We start from the raw sequence: 22,884 nt of genomic DNA on the forward strand, positions 1-22,884 counted from the left end.
CCATGGTTATCACCTGATCAACACACGCGTCGGCTTTCTAATACAGAGAACAAATACATACCGGCCAACATAGCCAACACGAAAATGATTATTTGCCAGTGCCCCGTCAGCAGAGTAGCTACAGCCGGCCCAGGGCAAATCCCCGCAATTCCCCAACCAACACCGAACACTAGACTGCCGCCAATCAAGCGGGGATCCAGCTCTCGCTTTACGGGTAACTGCATGCGGGCACCCAGCAAGGATTGCTTGTTCTTGCGCGCCCAATTCAGGGGAATAACCGCCACTGCAATGGCCCCTCCCATCACCAGAGCAAGTGACGGATCCCAAGCCCCGGCGACATCAAGAAAAGCCAATACCTTGGCAGGGTTCGCCATGCCTGCCAGGAGTAGACCTAAGCCAAAGATCAACCCTGCAAAAAATGCGCTCAACTTGATCATCTTCAAGCTCCCAAAACATGACGAATGACGTACACCGTTGCGAAGCCGGCGGTCATAAAACACACCGTTGCCACGATGGAGCGAGGAGACAACCGGGAAATCCCGCACACGCCGTGACCACTCGTACAGCCCGAGCCGTAACGGGTTCCCACGCCGACGAGCAGCCCCGCAATAATCAGGGCCGGCCACTCTGTCTTGATCTCTATTTCCGGCAAAACGGTCAACGCTCCCCACAACAAGGGCGCAAGTAAAAGACCAAGAAGAAACAACGCCTTTTCGCTCCAGCCTTCACTATCAAATTGCATCACGCTACCTAGCAAGCCGCTGATGCCCGCGATACGACCATTAGCGAGAACGAACAAGCTGGTCGCCAGCCCTATCAAGGCGCCGCCGCCTAATGACGTCCAGGGTGTGAAGTTGATCCAATCGATGTGCATTTTGTATCTCCTGTACACAAGTGCTGGTTAAGCCTGAGCCCGAAGAGCAAGTGTCTGCTCCTGTGGTAGAGGAGCCTGTGCCTGACCCCTCGACTGACTCGCTCGGGCACGGTTGCTATCTGCGAACAGATCCTGACTCAAGTCACCGTGACAGCCGCATTCAACATCAACACCACAATCAAACCGACCACGGCTACGATGGATTGAACCACCGAAATGGTTTTGGTGGCTTCGCCCATAGTCATGCCAAAGGATTCCTTCACCATCCAGAAGCCCGCATGGTTCGCATAGTTGAAGAACAGCGAGCCACAGCCTATGGACAAGGCTAGCAGCGGCAGGTTGAGGCTGGGATCAGCACCTGCAAGCGGCGCCAGCAAACCCGCAGCACCAACGATACCTACAGTGGCTGAACCGGTAGATACCGAGAGCAGCATGGCGATCAACCAACCCAGGATCAGCGGAGGGAACGCAGACTGCTGGGTCAGGTGCACAATGGCATCGCCTACCTTGGCGCTGGTCAGCAGTTCCTGAAAGGCACCACCGCCGGCGATGATCATGATGATTGAAGCGATGGGCTTGAGGCTCTTGCCCAGGGATTCGCGCAGTTGCCCTGCATCGCCACCTCGCGCGAGTACCAGACTCGCCCCTGCGAACAGAACGCCCAGAAGCATGGCTATCAGGGGATTGCCCAAGAAACTGGCCATCTTCAGGATTGCATTGCCCTTGGGTAATAGCATCTCGGCGACGGCATGAATCAGCATCAGGATCGCCGGTAGCAAGGCTGCCAGCACGCCAAGCCATACGCTGGTGCTTGGTTGATCGTCGGCTTTTTCAGCCAGGGTGAACTGATCCAGCAAAACCTGATCCGGCCGGGTGCTCATACGCGGCGAAATGAATGCGCCATAAAGCGGGCCGCCCAAAATCATTGCAGGAATTGCGGCAAGGAAGCCATAGAGCATTGTGGGCCCAACCGAGGTTTTGAGCGCGGCGATGGCCGTCAAGGGGCCAGGGTGCGGCGGTACCATCCCGTGCATGGCTGCAAGTGCCGCAATCACCGGAACACCCACATACACATACGCTGAACCTTTGAAGCGAGCCTGGCTTTCCAGTTTTCGCGCCACGCTGAATATCAGCGGCAGCATGATCACCAGGCCTACCTCGAAAAACATGGGAATACCAATTACAAATGCAACCATCATCATGGCCCAAGGGATCATCCGATCCGATGTCCGCTTGAGGATGACCTCGGCGATCTGCTCTGTGACACCTGCGTCAGCAAGAATTTTGCCCAGCATCGCTCCAAGCGCGATGACCACCCCTACTGCACCCAGTGTCTTTCCGGCGCCGGTGATCACGTGGGAGACGATGGATTCCGGCTCCATTCCGGTTGCAAAGCCGACGCCCACGGAAACCACCAGCAAGGCCAGGAGCGGGTGCATTTTGAGACGTGACACGATGAGCCCCACCAGCACCAGGACGCTCACCAATGCGGTCAGTAACAGGTCTATATCTAAGGGGGTCATGAAAGGATCTCGGTCGGGCCGACGCAAAAACTGCACTCGGATTTGAAAGAAAAGTTTGAAACCGTAACGCCTGTCGGTGCATGTAATAAGCGAAGCTTCGTTTGGGTGGGTTCAATTTCGATTTCGGATGACATGTTCATGGAATCTGCTCTTTTGTAATTGGAATCAGCTGCTACACAAAACGTCCCGATGAGGCACGGCAGGTTTTAATGCAACGTCGCACGTCGAACGTTCTGTAGGTATTGATTTAAATGGGAGAGATGAATGGGCATTTGCGAATGCAGGCGCAAGTTTCAGCTTTTGCCTTTCGCAAAACCGAACAACCTTCGAGGGGCTTGCACCAGAAGCGAATAGCTAACCTGCGGCGAACACTCCAGGGCTTTTAACTGATCGACTACGGTGCGAAAACCGATGCTTTGCTCATGCTGCGTATGCGGCCAGTCGCTACCCCACACCAACTGGCGAACGCCAAAACTTTGTTCCAGCAGCGGTAATGCCACTCGAGCGAAATTGATGTTCTGTTGCGGCGTACCTCCCAAACGATAGATTCCCGATACCTTCATCCAGATCGAACCTTTTGACCCCAACTCCAGTAACTCGCAAAAACCGGGCTGATCGACGCCCGAATTGGCATCCGGCCGGCCAAAGTGATCGATCACCAACTTCAAACCGAACGGGGCCAATTGATGAATCAGCCCAGGCAGATCCTTTACCTCCCGATGCAATTCGACATGCCAGTCAAGATCAGCAATGTGGCTGAAAAACGCTCTCCAGGCACTGTTACGAAAATCAGGTAACGCCTTGCCCATCAGGTTCAAGCGAACGCCGACCGCGCCCAGGCGATCCATGTCATTCAACATGGCGCGACTGACGCCTGGCTCCAGCACAACCACGCCTCGCAACTGATCCGGCGCTTGCCTCAACGCCGCCAGCAAGTAGCTATTGTCAGTACCGAGAAAGCTCGGTTGCACCAATACGCCATGGCTTAGGCCATGAGCGTGCAAGTGCGTCAGATACTGCTCAAGCGTGGCGTTGTAATCAGGGGTGTAGCGCCGTTCACCGATCAAATTCAGATCACGGCTAAACACATGAGCATGGGAGTCGATGCCGGTGATCGGTGTAGAGCAGGTATCAGTCATAGCATTCATCTAATAGAAGGTAATGGGCATCAGGCCCGCGCACTCTCGTTGCCGTTGATCGCTACTGCCACCGATGTATTTGAAGCTTCGAGGCTGCGTCCACGGGTTTCCGGCAGACAAAGTGCCGCGATCACCGCCACGCCATAGGCAATCCCGGCGTCGATACCAATCGCAGAGCCAAGGGACATGGAGTCGCTCATGTGGCCGACCAGGAACGGGAATACCGCTGACAGCACTCGGCCAAAGTTGTAGCAGAAGCCCACACCGGCACCGCGCACGTCTGCCGGGTATAGCTCGTTGAATAACGCGCCAAGGCTTGCGGGAATACCGGCCGCAAAAAAGCCGAGCGGGAACCCCAGGAACAGCATCTGGGTATTGGTCAGTGGCAGGAACACGTAACACTGCACAGTGACGACACAGCACAACGCGAACAGCACGATGTTTTTACGACGGCCAATGCGGTCGATCAAAAATCCACTGACCACGCATCCGCACCAAAAGGCGAAGATGATCACTGCGAGGTAACCACCAGAGTTCAGCACCGAGAGGTTACGCTCGCTCTTGAGGAACGTCGGCAGCCAGGTCATCACTGCGTGGTAACCACCGTGCGCGCCCAAGCCCAACAGACCACCGAATAGCGTCACGCGAATCAGTTCAGGACGGAAGATACCTGCCAGGGATTTGAAGAAACTTTGCGGGATGGCTTTTTCTTTTTGCAGGCGCTGGAAACTATCAGGCTCCTCAACATTGCGCCGTACCCAGATAATCAGGAACGACGGCAGCAAGCCAACGATAAACATCACACGCCAGGCCATATCCTGCGGCACGAACGAATAAATCAACGCAAACACACCGACCGCCAGGCCCCAACCCACAGCCCAGGCGCTTTGCACCGTACCCATTACCTTGCCACGAAGTCCAGGGTTGATGGTCTCGGCCATCAGCACCGCGCCGGCCGCCCACTCACCGCCAATGCCGAAGCCTTGAAGTGCTTTGACGATCAGCAACTGATGGAAACCAGTGACGAACGCCGACAGAAAGGTGAAGAACGAGAACCACAAGATCATCCATTGCAGCGTGCGTACCCGGCCGTAGCGGTCGGACAATGTCCCCCCTACCCATCCGCCGATGGCCGAAGTAACCAGCGTAACGCCACTGATTAGTCCCGCGTCACCCTTTGTCAGGGCGAATGCGGCGATCAGCGCCGGAATCGCCAAGCCAAACATTTGTACTTCCAGTGCGTCGAGCGACCATCCGCCGAAGCAGGCCCAAAACGTTTTGCGCTCCCGAGGAGTGATTTGGCGATACCAGCTGAACATGATTCTTATCCTTATAAGTGGAACTTAAGGCAGCCGAAAGCGAACCGCTCCGCTACAGGGCCATTTTTGGCAATAAACAGGAAACCAGCGGCGACTTACTCGCCGCTCAACGATTCACTACACAGGTAGGTGCTAGCGGATATCCACGCTGTATCGGAAGTGCTCCGCATGCCCACGGGAACGACGCCACTCCAGTGGTGTGCCGGCGTAATCACGAGCCAATCGCTCGATCACTACCACTGGGCTGCTGACCGGTACCTGCAGCAGTCGAGCATGCACCTCACTCACCGATTCAGCCGTGAGTGTCTCTTCGGCGTAGGCGACGACCTGACCGCAGATTTCTTCGTAGATCGGATATAGCAGTGGGCCTTTCCGGCTGAGGTCAACTTCCAGCAGTGCTTGAAAGCGGTTGCGCGGCAGCCAGATCTCTTCGGCAAGCACGGGCTGAACTTCGAGCAATCGAACACGGACAATGCGGATAACCGGCGCTTCGACCGGTAACCCTAACGCTTGGGCTACAGCTGAAGGCGCGGCTACTGCTTCGATGGACAGAATGCGACTCTCCGGTACCTGGCGTTCGCCGGCAGCGGTTTGAAAACGAAAGAATCGAAACAACGACGATTGAAACTGGGGTCGGCGAACGAAAGTGCCTCGGCCTTGTTGCCGCTCAAGAATTCCCTCGCTGACCAACGAATCGACCGCTTTGCGCACGGTGCCAGTAGACAACTGGTATTCCGCTGACAGTGCGGCCTCAGTGGGAATAGCCTCGCCTGGACGCCAGCGGTTGTTAGCGATCTGTTCAGCCAAGTGGTCACGCAGGCGTTGGTAAAGCGGCAGGCGAGCATCACTGGAAAGAGAATTCATCGACTTTATTCACCTTGTTATCTAGTCATCTATATGAATCTTGGGGCGAGTATTTCGCCAGACAACTGAACTGTCAAGGTGGGCAACGGCATCGCGCTGACGAGTGGAGTCAATAGCCTCAGATAAAGATGACAAGCCCGCTGGTTCAATCACGGGTTAGGTGAGGCAATGCCGATATGGCTAAAAAATGCGTCAAGTGGTTGTCGCGTCGGGGTAAAAAATCCGTCTCGTGAGGAAAATCCGCCCAAGCAGTTTACTGCTCGACGCTGCCGATGACTCCGTTCGCCGGCAGTTCCTTTATCTCGGGCCTGGTACTGCTTGACCAGGACGAAGACATCTCCGTCCTGGCTCGTCCGTCGCTGTTACACGTGATCAACGTTGCGCGCAGCAACGGCAACGGTGGTCGGTGAATCGGAAAGTTTGACGAAACGCCGAGTGGCGCCATCCAGCGCATCGATGCAACCTGCCTCGATGTCATAGACCCAGCCATGCAGATTCAAACTCCCCTGCTCGAGCGCGAGCGCCACCGATGGATGAGTGCGCAGGTTCGCCAATTGTGCAATCACGTTTTCGCGAACGAGGCCATCGAGCTTGTCACGTGGCGTATCGAATTCATGCGCGGCGTTAATCGCTTTCGCCGCATCCGAGTGACGAAGCCAGTTGGCAACGGCCGGAAGATGATCCAGACAGGTGCAGCGTGAAATCGCGCCCATCGCCCCACAATCCGAATGGCCGCAAATCACGATGTCCTTTACGCCGAGCACGGCAACCGCATATTCGACAGTGGCCGAAACCCCACCCGGTTCAGGTCCGTACGACGGCACGATGTTGCCGGCGTTGCGGATCACGAATAGCTCGCCCGGTTCGCGCTGTGTGAGGAGTTCAGGCACTACACGACTGTCCGAGCACGTGACGAACAGCGCCTTGGGGTTCTGTTCTGTCGCGAGCTGCTTGAAAAGCTCGACGCGCTGTGGATACACCTCGCGCTGAAAACGCAGAAAGCCATCAATAATGTCACGCATGGAATCCTCCAAATCAAACTGCCGGATACCGACACGAGCACTCGACATGACCTCGTGCCGCAATGGTGCTCATTATTGCAGACCTCACGCGCATTGGATGTATTCAATCCACGACGGGTGAGGCGGCTCCTGACGGAACTCATTTTTTGCGCGGAAGCACAGCCCCTAACACCTGTTTGGCGGTTTGCACGACAATCCCCGCCTCGTCCGGATCACCCTTGAGCAACGTGGTGGCGAACTTCTTCGCTTGCTCGAGCTTGATGTGCGGGGGAAGCGGTGGAACGTTGGGGTCGGTCTTGAACTCGATCAGCACGGGGACATCCGAAGCCAGCGCCTGCTCCCACGCGGCGGCCACGTCGTCTTCGCGGTCGACGAATATGCCTTTCAGCCCAATGGAGATGGCGAACAGGTGATAAGGAACATCGGGAATGCTCTGCGACGCTTCGAACTTCGGATCCCCCTCCATGACCCGTTGCTCCCAAGTCACCTGATTGAGGTCTTCATTGTTGAAGACGGCGCAGATCCATTTGGGGCTTGCCCACTGCCGCCAATATTTGGCCACGGTGATCAACTCCGCCATATTGCTCATCTGCATCGCGCCATCGCCCACCAGCGCGATCACGGGACGCTCCGGGAACGCGAATTTGGCCGCAATCGCATAAGGCACAGCGGCGCCCATCGAGGCCAGGCCGCCAGACAGGGAACACTTCATGCCGCGCCGCACTTTCAGATCGCGGGCGTACCAGTTGGCGCAAGAGCCGGAATCGCTGGTGATGATCGAAAGTTCCGGCAGACGTGGCGACAGTTCGAAAACCACCCGCTGCGGATTGACGGGATCGGCCTTGGCCATGGCGCGTTTTTCCAGGGTTTTCTCCCAGGAAGCGCGCCAGCCTTCGACCTTTTTGCGCCATTTGCGTGACGTTTTGTGCTCAAGCAATGGCAACACTGCAGCGAGGGTTTCCCCGGCGTCACCTACCAGATTGACCTCCATGGGGTAGCGCAAGCTAAGCATGTCGGGTTGCAAATCGATCTGCACCCCGCGTGCCTGACCTTCCTTTGGCAGAAATTCAGAATACGGAAACCCGGAGCCGATCATCAGCAAGGTGTCGCATTCGGTCATCAACTTGTAGCTGGGTTCGGTGCCCAGCAAACCGATGCTGCCCGTGACCCAGGGCAGTTCGTCCGGCAGTACCGCTTTACCGAGAAGCGCCTTGGCGACACCGGCGCCAAGCTTTTCCGCCACGGCGATGACCTGGTCGGTTGCCTGCAACGCACCGGCCCCCACCAGAATCGCCACTTTTTCGCCTGCATTCAGAACCTCGGCGGCACGTTGCAGATCCGCGTCATAAGGCACGACTTTCGGTTTGGTATAGCCCACCCCGGAATGCACAGTGCCATGGGTTCGTCCCGGAGCTTCATATTCGATGTCCTGCAAGTCGTTGGGCAGGATGATTGCCGTGACGCGCCGCTCACCGACAGCCGTGCGTACCGCCCTGTCGATCAAGTGGCGAACCTGCGCCGGGGCTGACGCCTGTTGCACGAAGGCACCGGCGACATCCTTGAACATCGACAGCAGGTCGAGCTCCTGCTGATAGTGACCACCGAGTGCCGCGCGGGCCTGTTGCCCCACAATCGCCAGCACCGGTACGTGATCCATGCGCGCGTCGTAGAGTCCCGTGATCAGATGTGAGGCACCAGGGCCTGACGTGGCGATACATACCCCCAGCTCGCCGGTGAACTTGGCATGCGCCGAGGCCATGAACGCGGCCATCTCTTCGTGCCGCGCTTGAATGAATTCGATCTTTCCCCGCGCCCGGCTCAGTGCGCCGAAAACGCCGTTGATGCCGTCGCCCGGATACCCAAAAATCCGCGTCACGCCCCACTCGCTCAGTCGCTCGACCAGAAAATCGCCTACAGTCATTGTCATGTCGTTTTCGCCTTCACCCAGTGCATGTAAAGGACTGGACAGTCCGGCGGACGGCGAAGTTCGTGTGGATGTCGAGCCCCTCCATCAAGTGACGCATGGGCTGATTGCAATCCTGCTTGAGGTTGCTCCGGGCATCAGCAGTTATCTGTAGCTGTCACAAATTCCATTTCTGCTGACACAAAGGCGAATTTTTACCGCCCCTTGGACATTGGCGTGGAGTCCGCTGGCTGCGCTTTCGGCACTAGAGCACGCCATTGAGCAGCAAACTACACTTCATTCTGAATTAGTGATTTAACTAGGTAGTTACCTAACTATATAATGCCCCCCTCATTTCAACGGGACATTCAACGTGAAGCAGAGTCAACGCCTCTCGGGCATATCAACATTCATTCTGGTCGGGCTGGGCGTGATCATCGCCCTGCTCGGCCTGGCACTGGCCGCTGGCGGTGTGAAATTGGTCAGCCTGGGAGGCTCTTGGTACTTCCTGGTCGGCGGTCTGGCGATGGCCGTTTCCGGTCTGCTGATCGCCCGCCGCAAGCCTGCCGGCGCCTGGCTGTTTGCGGCGTTCCTGCTGGGGACGGCGATCTGGGCAGTGATCGATGCAGGGCTGGTGTTCTGGCCGGTGTTCTCGCGTCTGTTCATGTTCAGCGCCGTGGGCCTGGTGGTCGCGCTGGTCTACCCGATGCTCAAACGCGCCGATGGCGGCGTCGCGGGTCGCGGTGCTTACGGTGTTGCGGCTGTTCTGGCGGTTGGACTGGCGGTGGCCGCGGGCAACATGTTCGTTACGCACCCGACCGTCGCGCCTACCGGTACTGGCCCGGGCCTGACGCCAGTGGAGCCGGAAAAGGCGCAGAAAGACTGGGCGCACTACGGTAATACCGAGGGCGGCAGTCGCTTCGCTGCGCTGGACCAGATCAATCGCAGCAACGTCGACAAATTGAAAGTCGCGTGGACCTACCACACCGGCGACATCGCCGAAAGCGACGGCAACGGGGCCGAAGACCAGCTGACTCCACTGCAGATCGGCAACAAAGTCTTCATCTGCACCCCGCACAACAACTTGATCGCGCTGGATGCCGACACCGGTAAAGAACTCTGGAAAAACGCGATCAACGCTCAGTCCAAAGTCTGGCAGCGTTGCCGTGGCATGGCCTACTTCGATGCCAGCGCAGCCGTCGCCAAACCGGCCGGTTCGCCTGTCACCGAGCCCCCGGCCGCTTCTGCTGCCAACTGCACCCGTCGTTTGCTGACCAACACCATCGACGCCCGCCTGATCGCAGTCGATGCCGACACCGGCGAGTTCTGCCAGGGTTTCGGCAACAACGGCCAGGTTGATCTGAAGGCCGGTCTGGGCGATGTGCCCGACAGCTACTATCAATTGTCATCCGCGCCGCTGATGGCCGGCACCACCGTGGTGGTTGGCGGTCGTGTGGCCGACAACGTGCAGACCGACATGCCGGGCGGCGTGATCCGTGGTTTCGACGTGATGACCGGTGCCATGCGCTGGGCGTTCGACCCGGGCAATCCGCAGGATAAAAAGGCACCGGCCGATGGCAAAACCTATGTTCGCAGCACGCCGAACAGCTGGGCGCCGATGTCCTATGACCCGGCAACCAACACAATCTTCCTGCCAATGGGCAGTTCGTCCACCGACATCTATGGGGTCGAGCGCAGCAAACTGGATCACACCTACGGCGCCTCGATCCTGGCGCTGGACGCCAACAGCGGCGAAGAAAAGTGGGTCTACCAGACCGTGCACAACGATCTCTGGGACTTCGACCTGCCGATGCAGCCAAGCCTGATCGACTTCACCAAAGACGGCAAAACCGTGCCCGCGGTGGTGATCGGCACCAAGGCCGGACAGATTTACGTGCTCGACCGTGCCACCGGCAAACCGCTGACCGACGTTAAAGAAGTACCGGTCAAGGCGTCGAACATTCCAAACGAACCCTACTCGCCAACCCAGCCGAAATCGGTAGGCATGCCGCAGATCGGTGCCCAGCACCTGACCGAGTCGGACATGTGGGGCGCAACCCCGTACGACCAGTTGCTGTGCCGGATCGATTTCAAGTCGATGCGCTACGACGGTCTGTACACCGCGCCAGGCACTGACAAATCCCTGAGCTTCCCGGGCTCGCTGGGCGGCATGAACTGGGGCAGCATCTCGACTGACCCGGTGCACGGCTTCATCTTCGTCAACGACATGCGCCTGGGGCTGTGGATTCAGATGATCCCGTCGCAGAACAAGGGCCAGGCAACTTCCGGTGGCGAAGCGTTGAACACCGGTATGGGCGCTGTGCCGCTGAAAGGTACGCCGTACGCGGTCAACAAGAACCGCTTCCTGTCGGTCGCCGGCATTCCTTGCCAGGCCCCGCCGTTCGGCACCCTGACCGCCATCGACATGAAAACCCAAAAAGTCGCCTGGCAAGTTCCGGTCGGTACCGTTGAAGACACCGGCCCGCTGGGCATCCGCATGCACCTGCCGATCAAGATCGGTCTGCCAACCCTCGGCGGCACCCTGTCGACCCAGGGCGGCCTGATCTTTATCGCCGGCACCCAGGACTTCTACCTGCGCGCGTACAACAGCGGCAACGGTGAAGAAATCTGGAAAGCCCGCCTGCCGGTCGGCAGCCAGGGCGGCCCGATGACGTATGTGTCGCCGAAAACCGGCAAGCAATACGTGGTCATCACTGCCGGTGGTGCTCGTCAGTCCACCGATCGCGGCGACTACGTCATGGCGTACGCGCTGCCGTAAACCGCAGCGCCCTCCTTTATTTCACTTGTGCGCGGCGCCTTCGGGTGCCGCGTCGTTTTATGTCCTTCGCTCTGGATTTGCGCAATGTCATTGGCTGTTCGCTTTTCTCACGCCGGCGTATTCACCGGCATGCTGTTCGGTCTCACCTGCGGCGCTGCCCTGCCCGCTTTCGCCGATAGCGATTCGAACGTTTTTACCCGCAACACACTGACCGGCGACTGGGGCGGACTGCGCCACCAGTTCGACGAAGACGGCATCAAGTTCACCGGCGACTACACCGGCGAAACCGCCTACAACGCCGACGGTGGCCTGCATCGCTCGGCGCGCTACTCGCAAAACATCAAGCTCGGCGCGCAGTTCGACCTGAGCAAACTGTACGGCGTCGAAAACGCCGGGAAGATCCAGCTGAGCATCAACGACCGACGCGGCAACAGTGCCTCCGAAGATCTGGTCGGCAACCGTTTGCCCATCCAGGAAAACTACGGTGGCCTCTACACGCGCCTGACCGAACTCAGTTACGAACGCAGCCTGTTTACCCCGGCTCTGAACGTCAAACTCGGCTACATGGCCATGGGCAACGACCTCGGCGGTCTCGACAGTGGCATTCTCTGCAACTTCATGAACGCCGGTTTCTGCGGCCATCCGCTAAACATGTCCGGTGGCAGCGGCTGGACCAACTACCCCAACGCCCACCTGGGTGTGCGGGTGAAATACGACCTCTCCCCGGCCTGGCAACTGCGGGTGGCCGCGTTCAATGTCGACCCGCAAAGCAACGGCAATTCCAGCCGTGCCTGGCACCTGGGCCCGAAACACACCACCGGCACCGTGGTGCCGATCGAACTGGTCTACAAGCAGGCGGGCAAACTGCCGGGCGAGTACAAGGTCGGTTATTACTACGACAGCTCCGACGTCAAACGCATCGGCAGTGACAAGGAAGTGTCCGGACGCGGCGGCCATTACGTCCTGATCGACCAGGCCGTCTGGGCCTCGGACGCCTCCGAAGGCCGCAGCCTGCACGCTTTCGGCCAATACTCGGCGGCCAGCGAAGCCGCGTCGCCATTCAGCAAGTGGTACGGCACCGGGCTGGTTCTGTACAAACCGTTCGAAGGCCGCCCGCGTGACACCGTGGCGCTGGGCTACGGCCGCGCAGTGCCGAACCCGCGCAGCCGTGATGTGCAGCAAGACGCGGCGCTGGACAGTGGCGCAGCGTTTCCAAACCTGGACAGCGCCGAGCAATTGATCGAACTCGGTTACGGCTATCAGGCCACGCCTTGGCTGACGCTGCGCCCGAATATGCAGTACATCATCGAGCCGGGCGCGTTTTCCGGGAAGGACATCGACAATGCACTGGTGTTTGGATTGCAGGTGAAAGCCGCGCTCTGATACCGACGTTTACCGACTACAAAAAAAGCACCCGGACAGACTGTGTGAAAACGCACTGAAGGCCAGTGCAACACAAACGCCCCGACTTGGTTGGGGCGTTTGTTTTCGTGCGAGCAACAGACGAAAAAAGGCCGTTCAACCGATCAAAGTCATCAGTTAGCGCGCGCCGGATTGCAGGATTCTCCTTGGATGTAGGCCATAACGAAAAATGCTCCGTATCTTTCGATACGGAGCATTTTCTTTGAGCGCTGCGTGCCGCCAACGGAATCAACCCGCGAAGCTGGCCCGCGCCGCGTGCAATTTCTTGTAGCTCTCGATCAGGCGCAGGTGCCGATCCAGCCCTTCCAGCTTCATGCTGGTCGGCGTCAGGCCGTAGAAGCGCACGCTGGCATTGACCGAGCCGATCGCCGCATCCATGCGCTCGTCGCCGAACATGCGGCGGAAGTTGGCTTCGTAGTCTTCCAGCTCCAGATCCTCGTCCAGCTCCATTTCCAGCACGACGTTGACCGCTTGATAGAACAAGCCGCGCTCGACGGTGTTGTCGTTGTATTGCAGGAAGGCTTCGACCAGATCCTTGGCCTGCTCGTACTTCTGCAAGGCGAGGTAGATCAGCAGGCGCAGTTCGAGAATGGTCAACTTGCCCCATGGCGTGTTGTCGTCGAACTCGATGCCGATCAGCGTGGTGATGTCGGTGTAATCGTCCAGCTCGCTGTGTTCCAGGCCTTTGACGAGGTTGCGCAGGCCGACCTTGCTCAGGTTGTGCAGGTTGAGGATGTCGGCACGGAATTGCAGCGCTTTGTTGGTGTTGTCCCAGATCAGGTCCTCTACCGGATAGATCTCCGAGTAGTCCGGCACCAGAATACGGCAAGCCTTGGCGCCGATGTGCTCGTAGACCGCCATGTAGACTTCCTTGCCCATGTCTTCAAGGATGCCGAACAGCGTCGCGGCCTCTTCGGCGTTGGAGTTTTCGCCATTGCCGGAGAAGTCCCACTCGACGAATTCGAAATCGGCCTTGGCGCTGAAGAAACGCCACGACACCACGCCGCTGGAATCGATGAAGTGCTCGACGAAGTTGTTCGGTTCGGTCACGGCCTGGCCCGAGAAGGTCGGCTGCGGCAGATCGTTGAGGCCTTCAAAGCTGCGGCCCTGCAGCAATTCGGTGAGGCTGCGTTCCAGCGCCACTTCGAAGCTCGGGTGCGCGCCGAACGAGGCGAACACGCCGCCGGTGCGCGGGTTCATCAGCGTCACGCACATCACCGGGAATTCACCACCCAGCGACGCGTCCTTGACCAGCACCGGGAAGCCCTGCTCTTCCAGCGCCTTGATCCCGGCGAGGATGCCCGGATATTTCGCCAGTACCTCTTGCGGTACATCCGGCAGGGCCATTTCCCCTTCGAGGATTTCGCGCTTGACCGCTCGCTCGAAGATTTCCGACAGGCACTGCACCTGCGCTTCGGCCAGGGTGTTGCCGGCGCTCATGCCGTTGCTGAGAAACAGGTTCTCGATCAGGTTCGACGGAAAGTACACGACCTCGTTGTCCGACTGGCGCACGAACGGCAGCGAGCAAATACCACGCTGGGTATTGCCGGAGTTGGTGTCGTACAGGTGCGAGCCGCGCAGTTCGCCGTCGCGGTTGTAAATACCCAGGCAGTACTCGTCGAGAATTTCTGCAGGCAACTCGTCTTTCGCGCCAGGCTTGAACCAGCGCTCGTCCGGGTAATGCACGAACTCGGCATTGGCGATCTCTTCGCCCCAGAACTGATCGTTGTAGAAGAAGTTGCAATTCAGCCGCTCGATGAACTCGCCCAGCGCCGAGGCCAGCGCGCTTTCTTTGGTCGCGCCCTTGCCGTTGGTGAAGCACATCGGCGACTGCGCATCGCGGATGTGCAGCGACCAGACGTTGGGCACGATGTTGCGCCACGAAGCAATTTCGATCTTCATGCCCAGGTCGGCCAGAATCCCCGACATATTGGCGATGGTTTGCTCCAGCGGCAGGTCCTTGCCGGCAATGCGGGTGCCCGCGCCGGACGTTGCAACCGGCATCAACAAGGCCTGGGCATCGGCGTCGAGGTTCTCGACTTCCTCGATCACAAACTCTGGCCCGGCCTGCACAACCTTTTTAACTGTGCAACGGTCGATCGAGCGCAGGATGCCCTGGCGATCCTTCTCGGAGATGTCCGCCGGCAGCTCGACCTGGATCTTGAAGATCTGGTTGTAGCGGTTTTCCGGATCGACAATGTTGTTCTGCGACAGACGAATGTTTTCGGTCGGGATATTGCGGGTGCTGCAGTACAACTTTACGAAGTAAGCCGCGCACAAGGCCGACGACGCCAGGAAATAGTCGAACGGACCCGGTGCAGAGCCATCGCCCTTGTAACGGATCGGTTGATCGGCCACCACCGTGAAGTCATCGAACTTGGCTTCGAGTCGGAGGTTGTCGAGAAAATTGACCTTGATTTCCATGCGGGTTACCAGAATAGCGAGCTAAACAAATTGGCCGCCATTATCCGGTTTTTGAGCGTGAAGTCTTGTGCTTTCGGGTCAAGGACGTCCGAGCGGTCAGACACGATTGGCACAACTTCTGAACATCCCCAGGCTGAAGATGTTCTAGATTGAACAGACACCGGATCAAGGACGAGCAGATGGATATCTCCAGCCATTCGACGCCACTCCCCAACCTTCAGGGCCCTGTCACCCGGCGTCTGGCTGTGGCGGTGGGTGCTCTGTTCATTGCCGGGGTGATGGCGGCAACTGCCGCGTTGCTCGGTATTGCCACTCATCTGGATGAGGAGGACGTCGACGACGTGCGGTTCTATTCGGCGCGAGCGCTGGAAAACCGGATCACCGCATCGAAGAACTACATCAGCAGTTACGCCTACTGGACGACAGCGTATGAACGTTTGGGCGGCACAGTCGACACGAATTGGGCGTACACCGAGCAGAACATGGGCAAGACCCTGTTTACCAACGACGGCTATGACGGTCTGTTCGTGCTGGATCGGGACCGCACCAAATACACCGTCGTTCGCGGGCAATTGCTCGATGCGCAAATGCGCCAGTTTCTTGAGGTTCCGGCGCTCAGCCTGGTGGAACAAGTGCAGAACCAGCCGGACCTGACCAGGCCTGTCAGTACTTATTCATTGTTCGAAGGCTGGCCGGCGCTGGTCACCGCTGCGGCGATCCTTCCCAACGATGAGCGTCCGGTGGGCGATCCACAAAAAACCTCCGTGCTGGTCTTCGTCGACAAGCTGACGCCCACCAAGTTGCGCAAGATCGGCAGCGGGTACGGGCTGAACAATCTGAAGCTGGCACCGGATGGCACCATCGACCCCGGCCAGCCCCGCGTCCCGCTGGACAGTACCGGCTACAGCCTCGTTGCTGATCTGGAGCGACCGGGCCAGCATCTGCTGTGGTCGTTGTTGCCTACCCTCGGCCCCGCTTTGATCGTGTTGATGGCCCTGACCGCGTGGTTCTTTCGCCATGCGCTGCGTTCCTCGCGCTACGTCGACGACAGTTTTGAAGCGATGCAGGCCTCGAATCAGGCACTGCTGGCGTCCAACCGCGCCCTTGAAGCCAGCGAGGAGCGCTTCCGGGCGGTGGCCGAAGCGGCTTCCGACTGGATCTGGGAAGTGGATGAAGCGTTGGCCATCACCTATCTGTCGGCCCGGTTCAGTGCAGTCACCGGCTATGAGCAGGCCCAGTGGATCGGCAAACACATCGGGCACTTGCTGGTCTGCGACACCACGCCACTGGATCTGTGGCTGAAAAAACTCGATGACGGGAGCAACGCCAGCGACCTGCGCTGCACCTACCGTGACCGCAAGGAACAACAGCGCCACTGCCGCCTCTCGGCCAGGCCCATCGTGGAGGGTGCGGCAGTCGTCGGTTATCGCGGCACGGCCAGCGACATCACCGATGAAGTCGCCGCCCATGCGCAGATCCAGCACTTGTCCCTGCATGACGCGCTGACGGGCCTGCCCAACCGCAACAAGCTGTCGCGCTATCTGGACGACGCCCTGTTACTCAAGGAGCACGCCCCGCCTTTGTCGCTGCTGATGATTGACCTGGATAACTTCAAGCCGATCAACGATTCGCTCGGGCATCCGGCAGGCGATGCTGTGTTGCAAGAAGTCGCCAGCCGCTTGCGCGAATGCACGCGCGACCACGATATCGTCGCCCGTCTGGGCGGTGACGAGTTCGTCGTGGTGCTCTGCGGCATGGACACGCATCAGGAGATCGACAAATTCTGCACACGCCTGATCGGCAGCCTGCATCAGCCCATCCTCTTCGAACAGCAACCGTTGCACATCGGCGCCAGTGTCGGAATCGCCCTGAGCCGGCGTCACGGGTACGTTGCCAGCGAGCTGATCCGTTGCGCGGACATTGCGCTGTACCAGGCCAAATCCGAAGGCAAGAACACCTGGTGCTATTTCGAAGCGCACATGAGCGATCAGATCCAGACGCGCCGGCAGATGGAGGATGAACTGCGCCGCGCCCTGACGAACAATCAGTTTGTGCTGCACTACCAGCCCCGATACACGGTCGATGGCAAGAAAATCGTCTCGGTCGAGGCATTGGTGCGCTGGCAGCACCCTGTCAAAGGGTTGCTCGGGCCGGATGTCTTCATTCCGCTGGCCGAACAGACCGACCTGATTGTCCCCTTGGGCCGCTGGGTCCTGCGTGAAGCGTGTGAAACGGCACTGACCTGGCCGGCGGACATTTTGCTGTCGGTCAACCTGTCCCCCGCGCAGTTTGCGATCAGCGATGTGGTCGAAGATGTACGCGAGGTGCTGGTCGGCACTCGCTTCCCGGCCAGCCGACTGGAACTGGAAATCACCGAGAACGTCATGCTCAACGACACCGACGGCGCGTTGACCACCATGAACGCGCTCAAGGAACTGGGCGTGCGCCTGAACATGGATGACTTCGGCACCGGTTATTCATCCCTTGGCTATCTGCGCGCCTACCCGTTCGACGGCATCAAGATCGACAAACGTTTCATTGCTTCCATCAGCACCGGCGCCAATGATCGGGCGGTGGTCCAGGCCATCATTGGCCTGGGTAAAGCGATGGGGCTGACCGTGACTGCCGAAGGCGTTGAAACCGAGGAACAACTGGACATCCTGGGCAAGGATCAATGCAACGAAGTGCAGGGTTATTTCATGAGTCGCCCGATCGACAAGGCGGCCTTCGCCAGTCTTCTGCAGGCATCAAGAGCCACCCCTGTCGAGCCTGCCAGACAGCGAAAAGGCCGGGTGAACTGAGGACGCTGACTCAGCACATCCGCTCAATCGCAGCACGACGGTTTGCTTCAGTATCCGGCGACTTCCCTCACGGCCGGTCACTGACACATGAAAGCTTTCATGCAACCGCGTTTTGCCCTGGCACTCTTGTATTGCGCAATGGCCGACTCGGCATTTGCCAGCGGATTTCTCGACGACGCCAAGGCCGAAGTGCTCAGCCGCAACTTCTACCTGAGCAACGACTACCGCTCGCCCTCACCCACCGGCAAAAACTACAAACAGGAATGGGCTCAGGGGTTTATCGGCACTTTTGCATCCGGTTTCACGGATGGAACCGTCGGATTAGGCCTTGATGCCCACGCTTTTTACGGACTGAAACTTGATGGCGGTAAAGGGCACTCCGGCACGGGGCTGTTGCCGGTGGACAGTGACGGCCGTAGCGCAAGCGACTATTCCAGCGCCGGCGGTGCGCTGAAGCTCAAGGCCTCGAAGACTACCCTCGCCTTCGGTGAAATGACCGTGGAAACGCCGGTGTTCGACACCTCGGACAAACGGCTGCAACCGGAATACGCCACGGGGTTTCTGCTCGACAGCCACGAGATCGAAAACGCGCGCCTTGTCGCCGGGCGCTTCACGGCATTCAAGAACCAGGACAGCTCTTCCGGCAAAGGCGATTTTCAGGGCTACGGCGCCAGCACCCGAGGCGAAAGCATCAGTTTCGTCGGCACCGACCTGTTCAGCGACAGCCCGGTGGGCGGCGCGCTGTATGCGTCGGATCTGAGCGACACCTGGCGCCAGTACTACGTCAACCTGCATTTCAAACAGTCCGGTCTGTTACTCGACGCCAACGTCTACCACACCCGCGATACCGGTCAGGCGCTGGCCGGCGACATCGACAACACTGCATTCAGTTTCTCGGGCAAATACACCTTTGGCGCCCATGCGGTGATGCTCGGCTGGCAACGCATCAATGGCGACACACCGTTCGATTTCGTCGGTGGCGACTCGATCTACCTGGCCAACTCGATCAAATACGCCGACTTCAACGGTGCCCACGAACGCTCCTGGCAAGCGCGTTACGACCTCGATCTCGGCGCCTTCGGCATTCCGGGGCTGAACTTCATGACCCGTTATGTTTCCGGCAGCCACATCGACGGCACCCACGCACCCAAGGGCGGCGCTTATAACCCGTTCGACGCGGACAGCGGGCAATACCAGCCACAGCAAGGGGACGGCGGCAAACACTGGGAGCGCGATATCGATCTGCGCTACATCGTCCAGTCCGGCGCGGCCAAGGATTTGTCAGTGCAGCTGTCCCACGTTTCACACCGGGCCAACAGCGCCCAGGCGGGTGATGACATTGACCGGATCTACGTGGTGATCCAGTACCCGCTGGGTTTTTGAAGGGAAAATGGCGGAAGGCAGCCGGAGTCGAACCTGCCCGGGAACGGATGCCGTCCCCAACCGGGTTTGAAGCCCGGCCGCGCCACCGGGCGCGATTGCCTTCCTTGAACTCAGCTGGCGCCAGAGTTGGCCAGCGCACTGTCGAAGCGGATCTGCCGGCCTTCGCCGACGCGTCGGGTCAGGCCCAGCCGATCGAAGTATTCAAGGATCTGAATACTGCGTTTGCGTCCCAAGCCTAGCGCATCACGGAATGCCGTGACTTCGATTTGCGGATTTTCTTCAGCCAGGCGCAGCAACACCGCCGCCATTTGCAGCAACGTGATGTCGGTGACAAACAGGTCGCGCACCACTTGATGCGTCACGCCAAGGCGCGCCAGTTTGCGCAGCAGCAAACGCACGGTCGCGTCTTCCTGGTCGACGACTTTTGCCATGTCGCGTACCCACGGCGGATCGAAACCGTTTTGTTCGAACAATGGCTGGAGCGCCTGCCACAGGGTTTCGTCGGCGGCACTCAGGCGTACCTGGTGCTCGGGCAAATGCAGCCACGGGCCGCTGGCGACCACTGAACCGGCGCCGAGCAGTTCTTCCAGCAGGCTGATGAACGTTGCACGTTCGACACTCAAACCGCTGAAGCGCCGCAGACGGTCGCGATCCGGCCCCATTTGATCGGGCTCCAGCTCATGAAAGCGTGCCAGTTGCTCCAGCAAGGTGAACTTGAGCATGCCCCAGCGCTGCGCATTGAACAGCATCGGCCCTTGCCGGGTTTCGATCAGGCGGACGTTATCCGGCAATGACCAACGCTCACGCGGACGATTGAACTGACGCTCCAGGCGCTGCGGATCAAGGCCGCTTTCGCTGTATTCCAGCAACGTCGGCAAGGCCTGTTCCAGCTCGGAGTTGATCGCCAGTGCGCGCAGTTGCGCCAGCCGTTCCGGGCTGCGCCGTTGACGGGCTGGCGCGAAGGGATCGAGCACGCGTCCACCGCCGAGCGTTCGCTGGGCACTGGCGTCACGCAGGATCAGCGGGTCACCGTGGACGCCGTGCACCGGGACGTTCGTCAGCAGTTGCGCAAACATGCGCTCGCCGGGCGCCAGGCTCGAGCCTTCCAGCAAGGCGACCCGGGCGATCACGTCCTGCGTGCCCAGATGCAGGTGCACTGGCTGGAAATGCTGGAAAACCCGTTCGCCCGGCAACAACCGGAATTCGATGTCCAGCCGCTGGGTCGGTGCGTACAGCCATTCGGCGAGCAACCATTGGCCGCGATGAATCTGCCCAAGTTCCAGACGATCCGCGCTGATGTTCAGGGCTACGCGCTGGCCGGCGAATGCCTGCTCGGCGGCCTGATTCTGCGCGTGCAGTCCCCTGACCCGCACGGTTTTGCCCGCCGGGCCGAGGCTGAGTTTGTCACCCACGGCGACCGCGCCTGAAAGCGCCGTCCCCGTCACCACGATGCCGGCGCCGGCGACACTGAACGCCCGGTCGATCGCCAGACGAAATCCACCGTCGCGACTGCGTTCTTCGCTTTCTATCTGCAGCAACGTCTGGCGCAACGCGTCGACACCCTCGCCCGTCACGCTGGAAACCGTCAACAGCGGCGCCCCGGCATAGGGGCCAGACGCCAGAAGGCTTTCAACCTGTCGGCGGACTTCTTCCACCCTGCCCGCTTCAACCCGATCGCAATTGGTGATCGCCACCAGCGCCCGGGGGATGCCCAGCAGCTCGACAATCGCCAGATGCTCGCGGGTCTGCGGCATCACTCCGTCATCCGCCGCCACCACCAGCAACACCAGATCGATGCCTTGCGCGCCAGCGAGCATGTTGTGGGTGAATTTCTCGTGACCCGGTACGTCGATGAAACCCGTCAGCCCGGCGCCCGGCGCCAGTTCTGCGTACAGATAACCGAGGTCAATGGTCATCCCGCGTTCGCGTTCCTGCGGGCGGCGGTCGCCGGTTTGCCCGGTGAGCGCTTGCAGCAATGACGTCTTGCCGTGGTCGATGTGCCCTGCCGTGCCGATGATCACGTTTGCAATTGCCCGAGTTGCGCCTGCCACGCCGGTTCATCGTCGAGTTGCCGCAGATCCAGCCACAACGCGTCGTCATCGATGCGCCCGAGCACCGGGATCGGCAAGGCGCGCAACCCGGCTTCCAGGTTCAGCAGGCTACGTCCGCGCAGGCGTTTCGATACCTGCGGGCGCAGGCACAGCGCCGCGCTCGGCAGGCGCGCCACCGGTTGGCTGCCGCTGCCGATCATGCCCAGCGCAAGTTCTGCGGTGACGGTCCAGCCCTCGCCCAACAATTCGGACATGGCCGGTTGCAGGCGTTCGGCCTGGGCCAGAATCTCGGCTTGCGGCCGGGTCAGCAGGCGCAGGCAGGGCAAACGTTCGGCCAGACGATCCGGGTCGCGATAGAGACCGAGCACCGCTTCCAGTGCGGCCAGGGTCAGTTTGTCGGCCCGCAACGCGCGTTTCAGCGGATTCTTCTTGATCTTCGCGATCAACTCCTTGCGCCCGACGATCACCCCCGCCTGCGGGCCGCCGAGCAATTTGTCACCGCTGAAGGTGACGATGTCGGCGCCATCGAGCAGCGCCTGGCGCACCGTCGGTTCCGCCGGCAGGCCCCAGCGAGTCAGATCCAGCAGACTGCCGCTGCCAAGATCTTCCAGCAGTGGCAGATCATGCCGATGGGCCAAAGCAGCCAGTTCGGCGGTCGGGACCCGAGCGGTGAAGCCTTCGATGCTGTAGTTGCTTGCGTGCACGCGCATGATCAGGCCGCTGCGTGGGCTGATGGCGGCTTCGTAATCGCGGGCATGGGTGCGGTTGGTGGTGCCGACTTCGTGCAGACGCACGCCGGCGCGGCTCATGATGTCGGGGATGCGGAACGCGCCGCCGATTTCGATCAGCTCGCCCCTGGAAATGATGCCTTCCTTGCGCGCGCCGAGGCTGTTGAGGGTCAGCAGTACGGCGGCGGCATTGTTGTTGACCACGGTCACGGCTTCGGCGCCGGTCAGTTCGCGGATCAGGCCTTCGATCAGGTCATCGCGGTCGCCGCGCTTGCCGCTGGCCAGGTCGAACTCCAGATTCAACGGATAGCGCGCCGCGAGTTGCACCGCGTCAATGGCTTCTTCAGGCAACAAGGCGCGCCCGAGGTTGGTGTGCAGCACGGTGCCGGTCAGGTTGAACACCCGGCGCACCTGGCTGCGCTGCTTCAACGCCAGACGTTCGGCCACCCTTCCGGCCAGGGCTTCGGGGCTGATTTCAACGGCGGTCAATTGCCCCGCCAGCACGGCTTCGCGCAAGTCATCCAACAACTGGCGAAACCCCGTCAACAGCGCCTCGCGCCCGTAACGCTCGGCCAATGGCTGACACGCGGGATGGCGCAACAGGCTGTCGATGGAAGGTAAACGCAAGGCAAAGACACTGACGGACATCAGG

General features: G+C 59.7%; 15 protein-coding genes and 1 tRNA gene. 4 read left to right on the forward strand and 12 right to left on the reverse strand.

The genetic code is table 11. The features are described 5' to 3' along the window. Nucleotides 1-17 precede the first annotated feature (17 nt). From MKZ87_RS03205 to MKZ87_RS03240, 8 genes are all read right to left on the reverse strand, one after another. Nucleotides 18-437 carry a DUF6691 family protein gene (locus tag MKZ87_RS03205; protein WP_085702125.1) on the reverse strand — a complete coding sequence of 140 codons (420 nt, stop codon included), beginning with the start codon at nt 435-437 and terminating at the stop codon, nt 18-20. Nucleotides 438-439: 2 nt separating this feature from the next. After that, complete coding sequence (locus MKZ87_RS03210; protein WP_234205243.1) at nt 440-874, reverse strand: YeeE/YedE family protein; 435 nt, start codon at nt 872-874, stop codon at nt 440-442. A gap of 137 nt (nt 875-1,011) precedes the next feature. After that, complete coding sequence (locus MKZ87_RS03215) at nt 1,012-2,397, reverse strand: GntP family permease (RefSeq protein ID WP_227235535.1); 1,386 nt, start codon at nt 2,395-2,397, stop codon at nt 1,012-1,014. A gap of 293 nt (nt 2,398-2,690) precedes the next feature. Further along, complete coding sequence (locus tag MKZ87_RS03220; RefSeq protein ID WP_227235534.1) at nt 2,691-3,536, reverse strand: amidohydrolase family protein; 846 nt, start codon at nt 3,534-3,536, stop codon at nt 2,691-2,693. Between the two features lie 29 nt (nt 3,537-3,565). After that, nucleotides 3,566-4,855, reverse strand: coding sequence for an MFS transporter (locus tag MKZ87_RS03225; RefSeq protein ID WP_085702129.1), 1,290 nt, complete (start codon nt 4,853-4,855; stop codon nt 3,566-3,568). A 132-nt stretch (nt 4,856-4,987) separates the two neighbouring features. Next, entirely contained in the window at nt 4,988-5,719 is a 732-nt protein-coding gene (locus MKZ87_RS03230; RefSeq protein ID WP_085696174.1) for a GntR family transcriptional regulator, read from the reverse strand. A 362-nt stretch (nt 5,720-6,081) separates the two neighbouring features. After that, on the reverse strand, nt 6,082-6,741 hold the full coding sequence (locus tag MKZ87_RS03235) for a carbonic anhydrase (protein WP_085702980.1): 660 nt from the start codon (nt 6,739-6,741) through the stop codon (nt 6,082-6,084). Between the two features lie 139 nt (nt 6,742-6,880). Continuing rightward, a complete protein-coding gene (locus tag MKZ87_RS03240; RefSeq protein ID WP_266200264.1) occupies nt 6,881-8,668 on the reverse strand; it encodes a thiamine pyrophosphate-requiring protein in 1,788 nt (595 codons plus the stop codon). Nucleotides 8,669-9,017: 349 nt separating this feature from the next. Between MKZ87_RS03240 and MKZ87_RS03245 the strand changes: the two genes are divergently transcribed. Together MKZ87_RS03245 and MKZ87_RS03250 are read left to right on the forward strand one after the other, a co-directional pair. Beyond that, entirely contained in the window at nt 9,018-11,423 is a 2,406-nt protein-coding gene (locus tag MKZ87_RS03245; protein WP_085702982.1) for a glucose/quinate/shikimate family membrane-bound PQQ-dependent dehydrogenase, read from the forward strand. 84 nt (nt 11,424-11,507) lie between these two features. Beyond that, entirely contained in the window at nt 11,508-12,806 is a 1,299-nt protein-coding gene (locus MKZ87_RS03250) for a carbohydrate porin (RefSeq protein WP_266200265.1), read from the forward strand. A 267-nt stretch (nt 12,807-13,073) separates the two neighbouring features. On the opposite strand, the gene MKZ87_RS03255 is transcribed toward MKZ87_RS03250, so the two are convergent. Next, a complete protein-coding gene (locus tag MKZ87_RS03255) occupies nt 13,074-15,269 on the reverse strand; it encodes an OsmC domain/YcaO domain-containing protein (protein WP_266200267.1) in 2,196 nt (731 codons plus the stop codon). Between the two features lie 179 nt (nt 15,270-15,448). Here MKZ87_RS03255 and MKZ87_RS03260 point away from each other — a divergent pair, with 179 nt between their 5' ends. Together MKZ87_RS03260 and MKZ87_RS03265 are read left to right on the forward strand one after the other, a co-directional pair. Continuing rightward, the gene (locus MKZ87_RS03260; RefSeq protein WP_085696179.1) at nt 15,449-18,070 is read left to right on the forward strand and encodes an EAL domain-containing protein; all 2,622 of its coding nucleotides are present in this window, start codon (nt 15,449-15,451) and stop codon (nt 18,068-18,070) included. Between the two features lie 99 nt (nt 18,071-18,169). After that, nucleotides 18,170-19,453, forward strand: coding sequence for an OprD family porin (locus MKZ87_RS03265; protein ID WP_234205239.1), 1,284 nt, complete (start codon nt 18,170-18,172; stop codon nt 19,451-19,453). Between the two features lie 8 nt (nt 19,454-19,461). Here MKZ87_RS03265 and MKZ87_RS03270 read toward each other — a convergent pair. From MKZ87_RS03270 to selA, 3 genes are all read right to left on the reverse strand, one after another. Beyond that, a tRNA-Sec gene (locus tag MKZ87_RS03270) sits at nt 19,462-19,557 on the reverse strand. Nucleotides 19,558-19,563: 6 nt separating this feature from the next. Further along, nucleotides 19,564-21,474: a selenocysteine-specific translation elongation factor gene (gene selB / locus MKZ87_RS03275; RefSeq protein ID WP_266200292.1), complete on the reverse strand. Its 1,911-nt coding sequence runs from the start codon at nt 21,472-21,474 to the stop codon at nt 19,564-19,566. Continuing rightward, entirely contained in the window at nt 21,471-22,880 is a 1,410-nt protein-coding gene (selA, locus tag MKZ87_RS03280; RefSeq protein ID WP_234205237.1) for an L-seryl-tRNA(Sec) selenium transferase, read from the reverse strand. Before selA ends, selB begins: the two co-directional genes overlap by 4 nt. Nucleotides 22,881-22,884 lie beyond the last annotated feature (4 nt).

Source organism: Pseudomonas sp. MCal1, assembly GCF_026341415.1.
Classification (GTDB): Bacteria; Pseudomonadota; Gammaproteobacteria; order Pseudomonadales; family Pseudomonadaceae; genus Aquipseudomonas.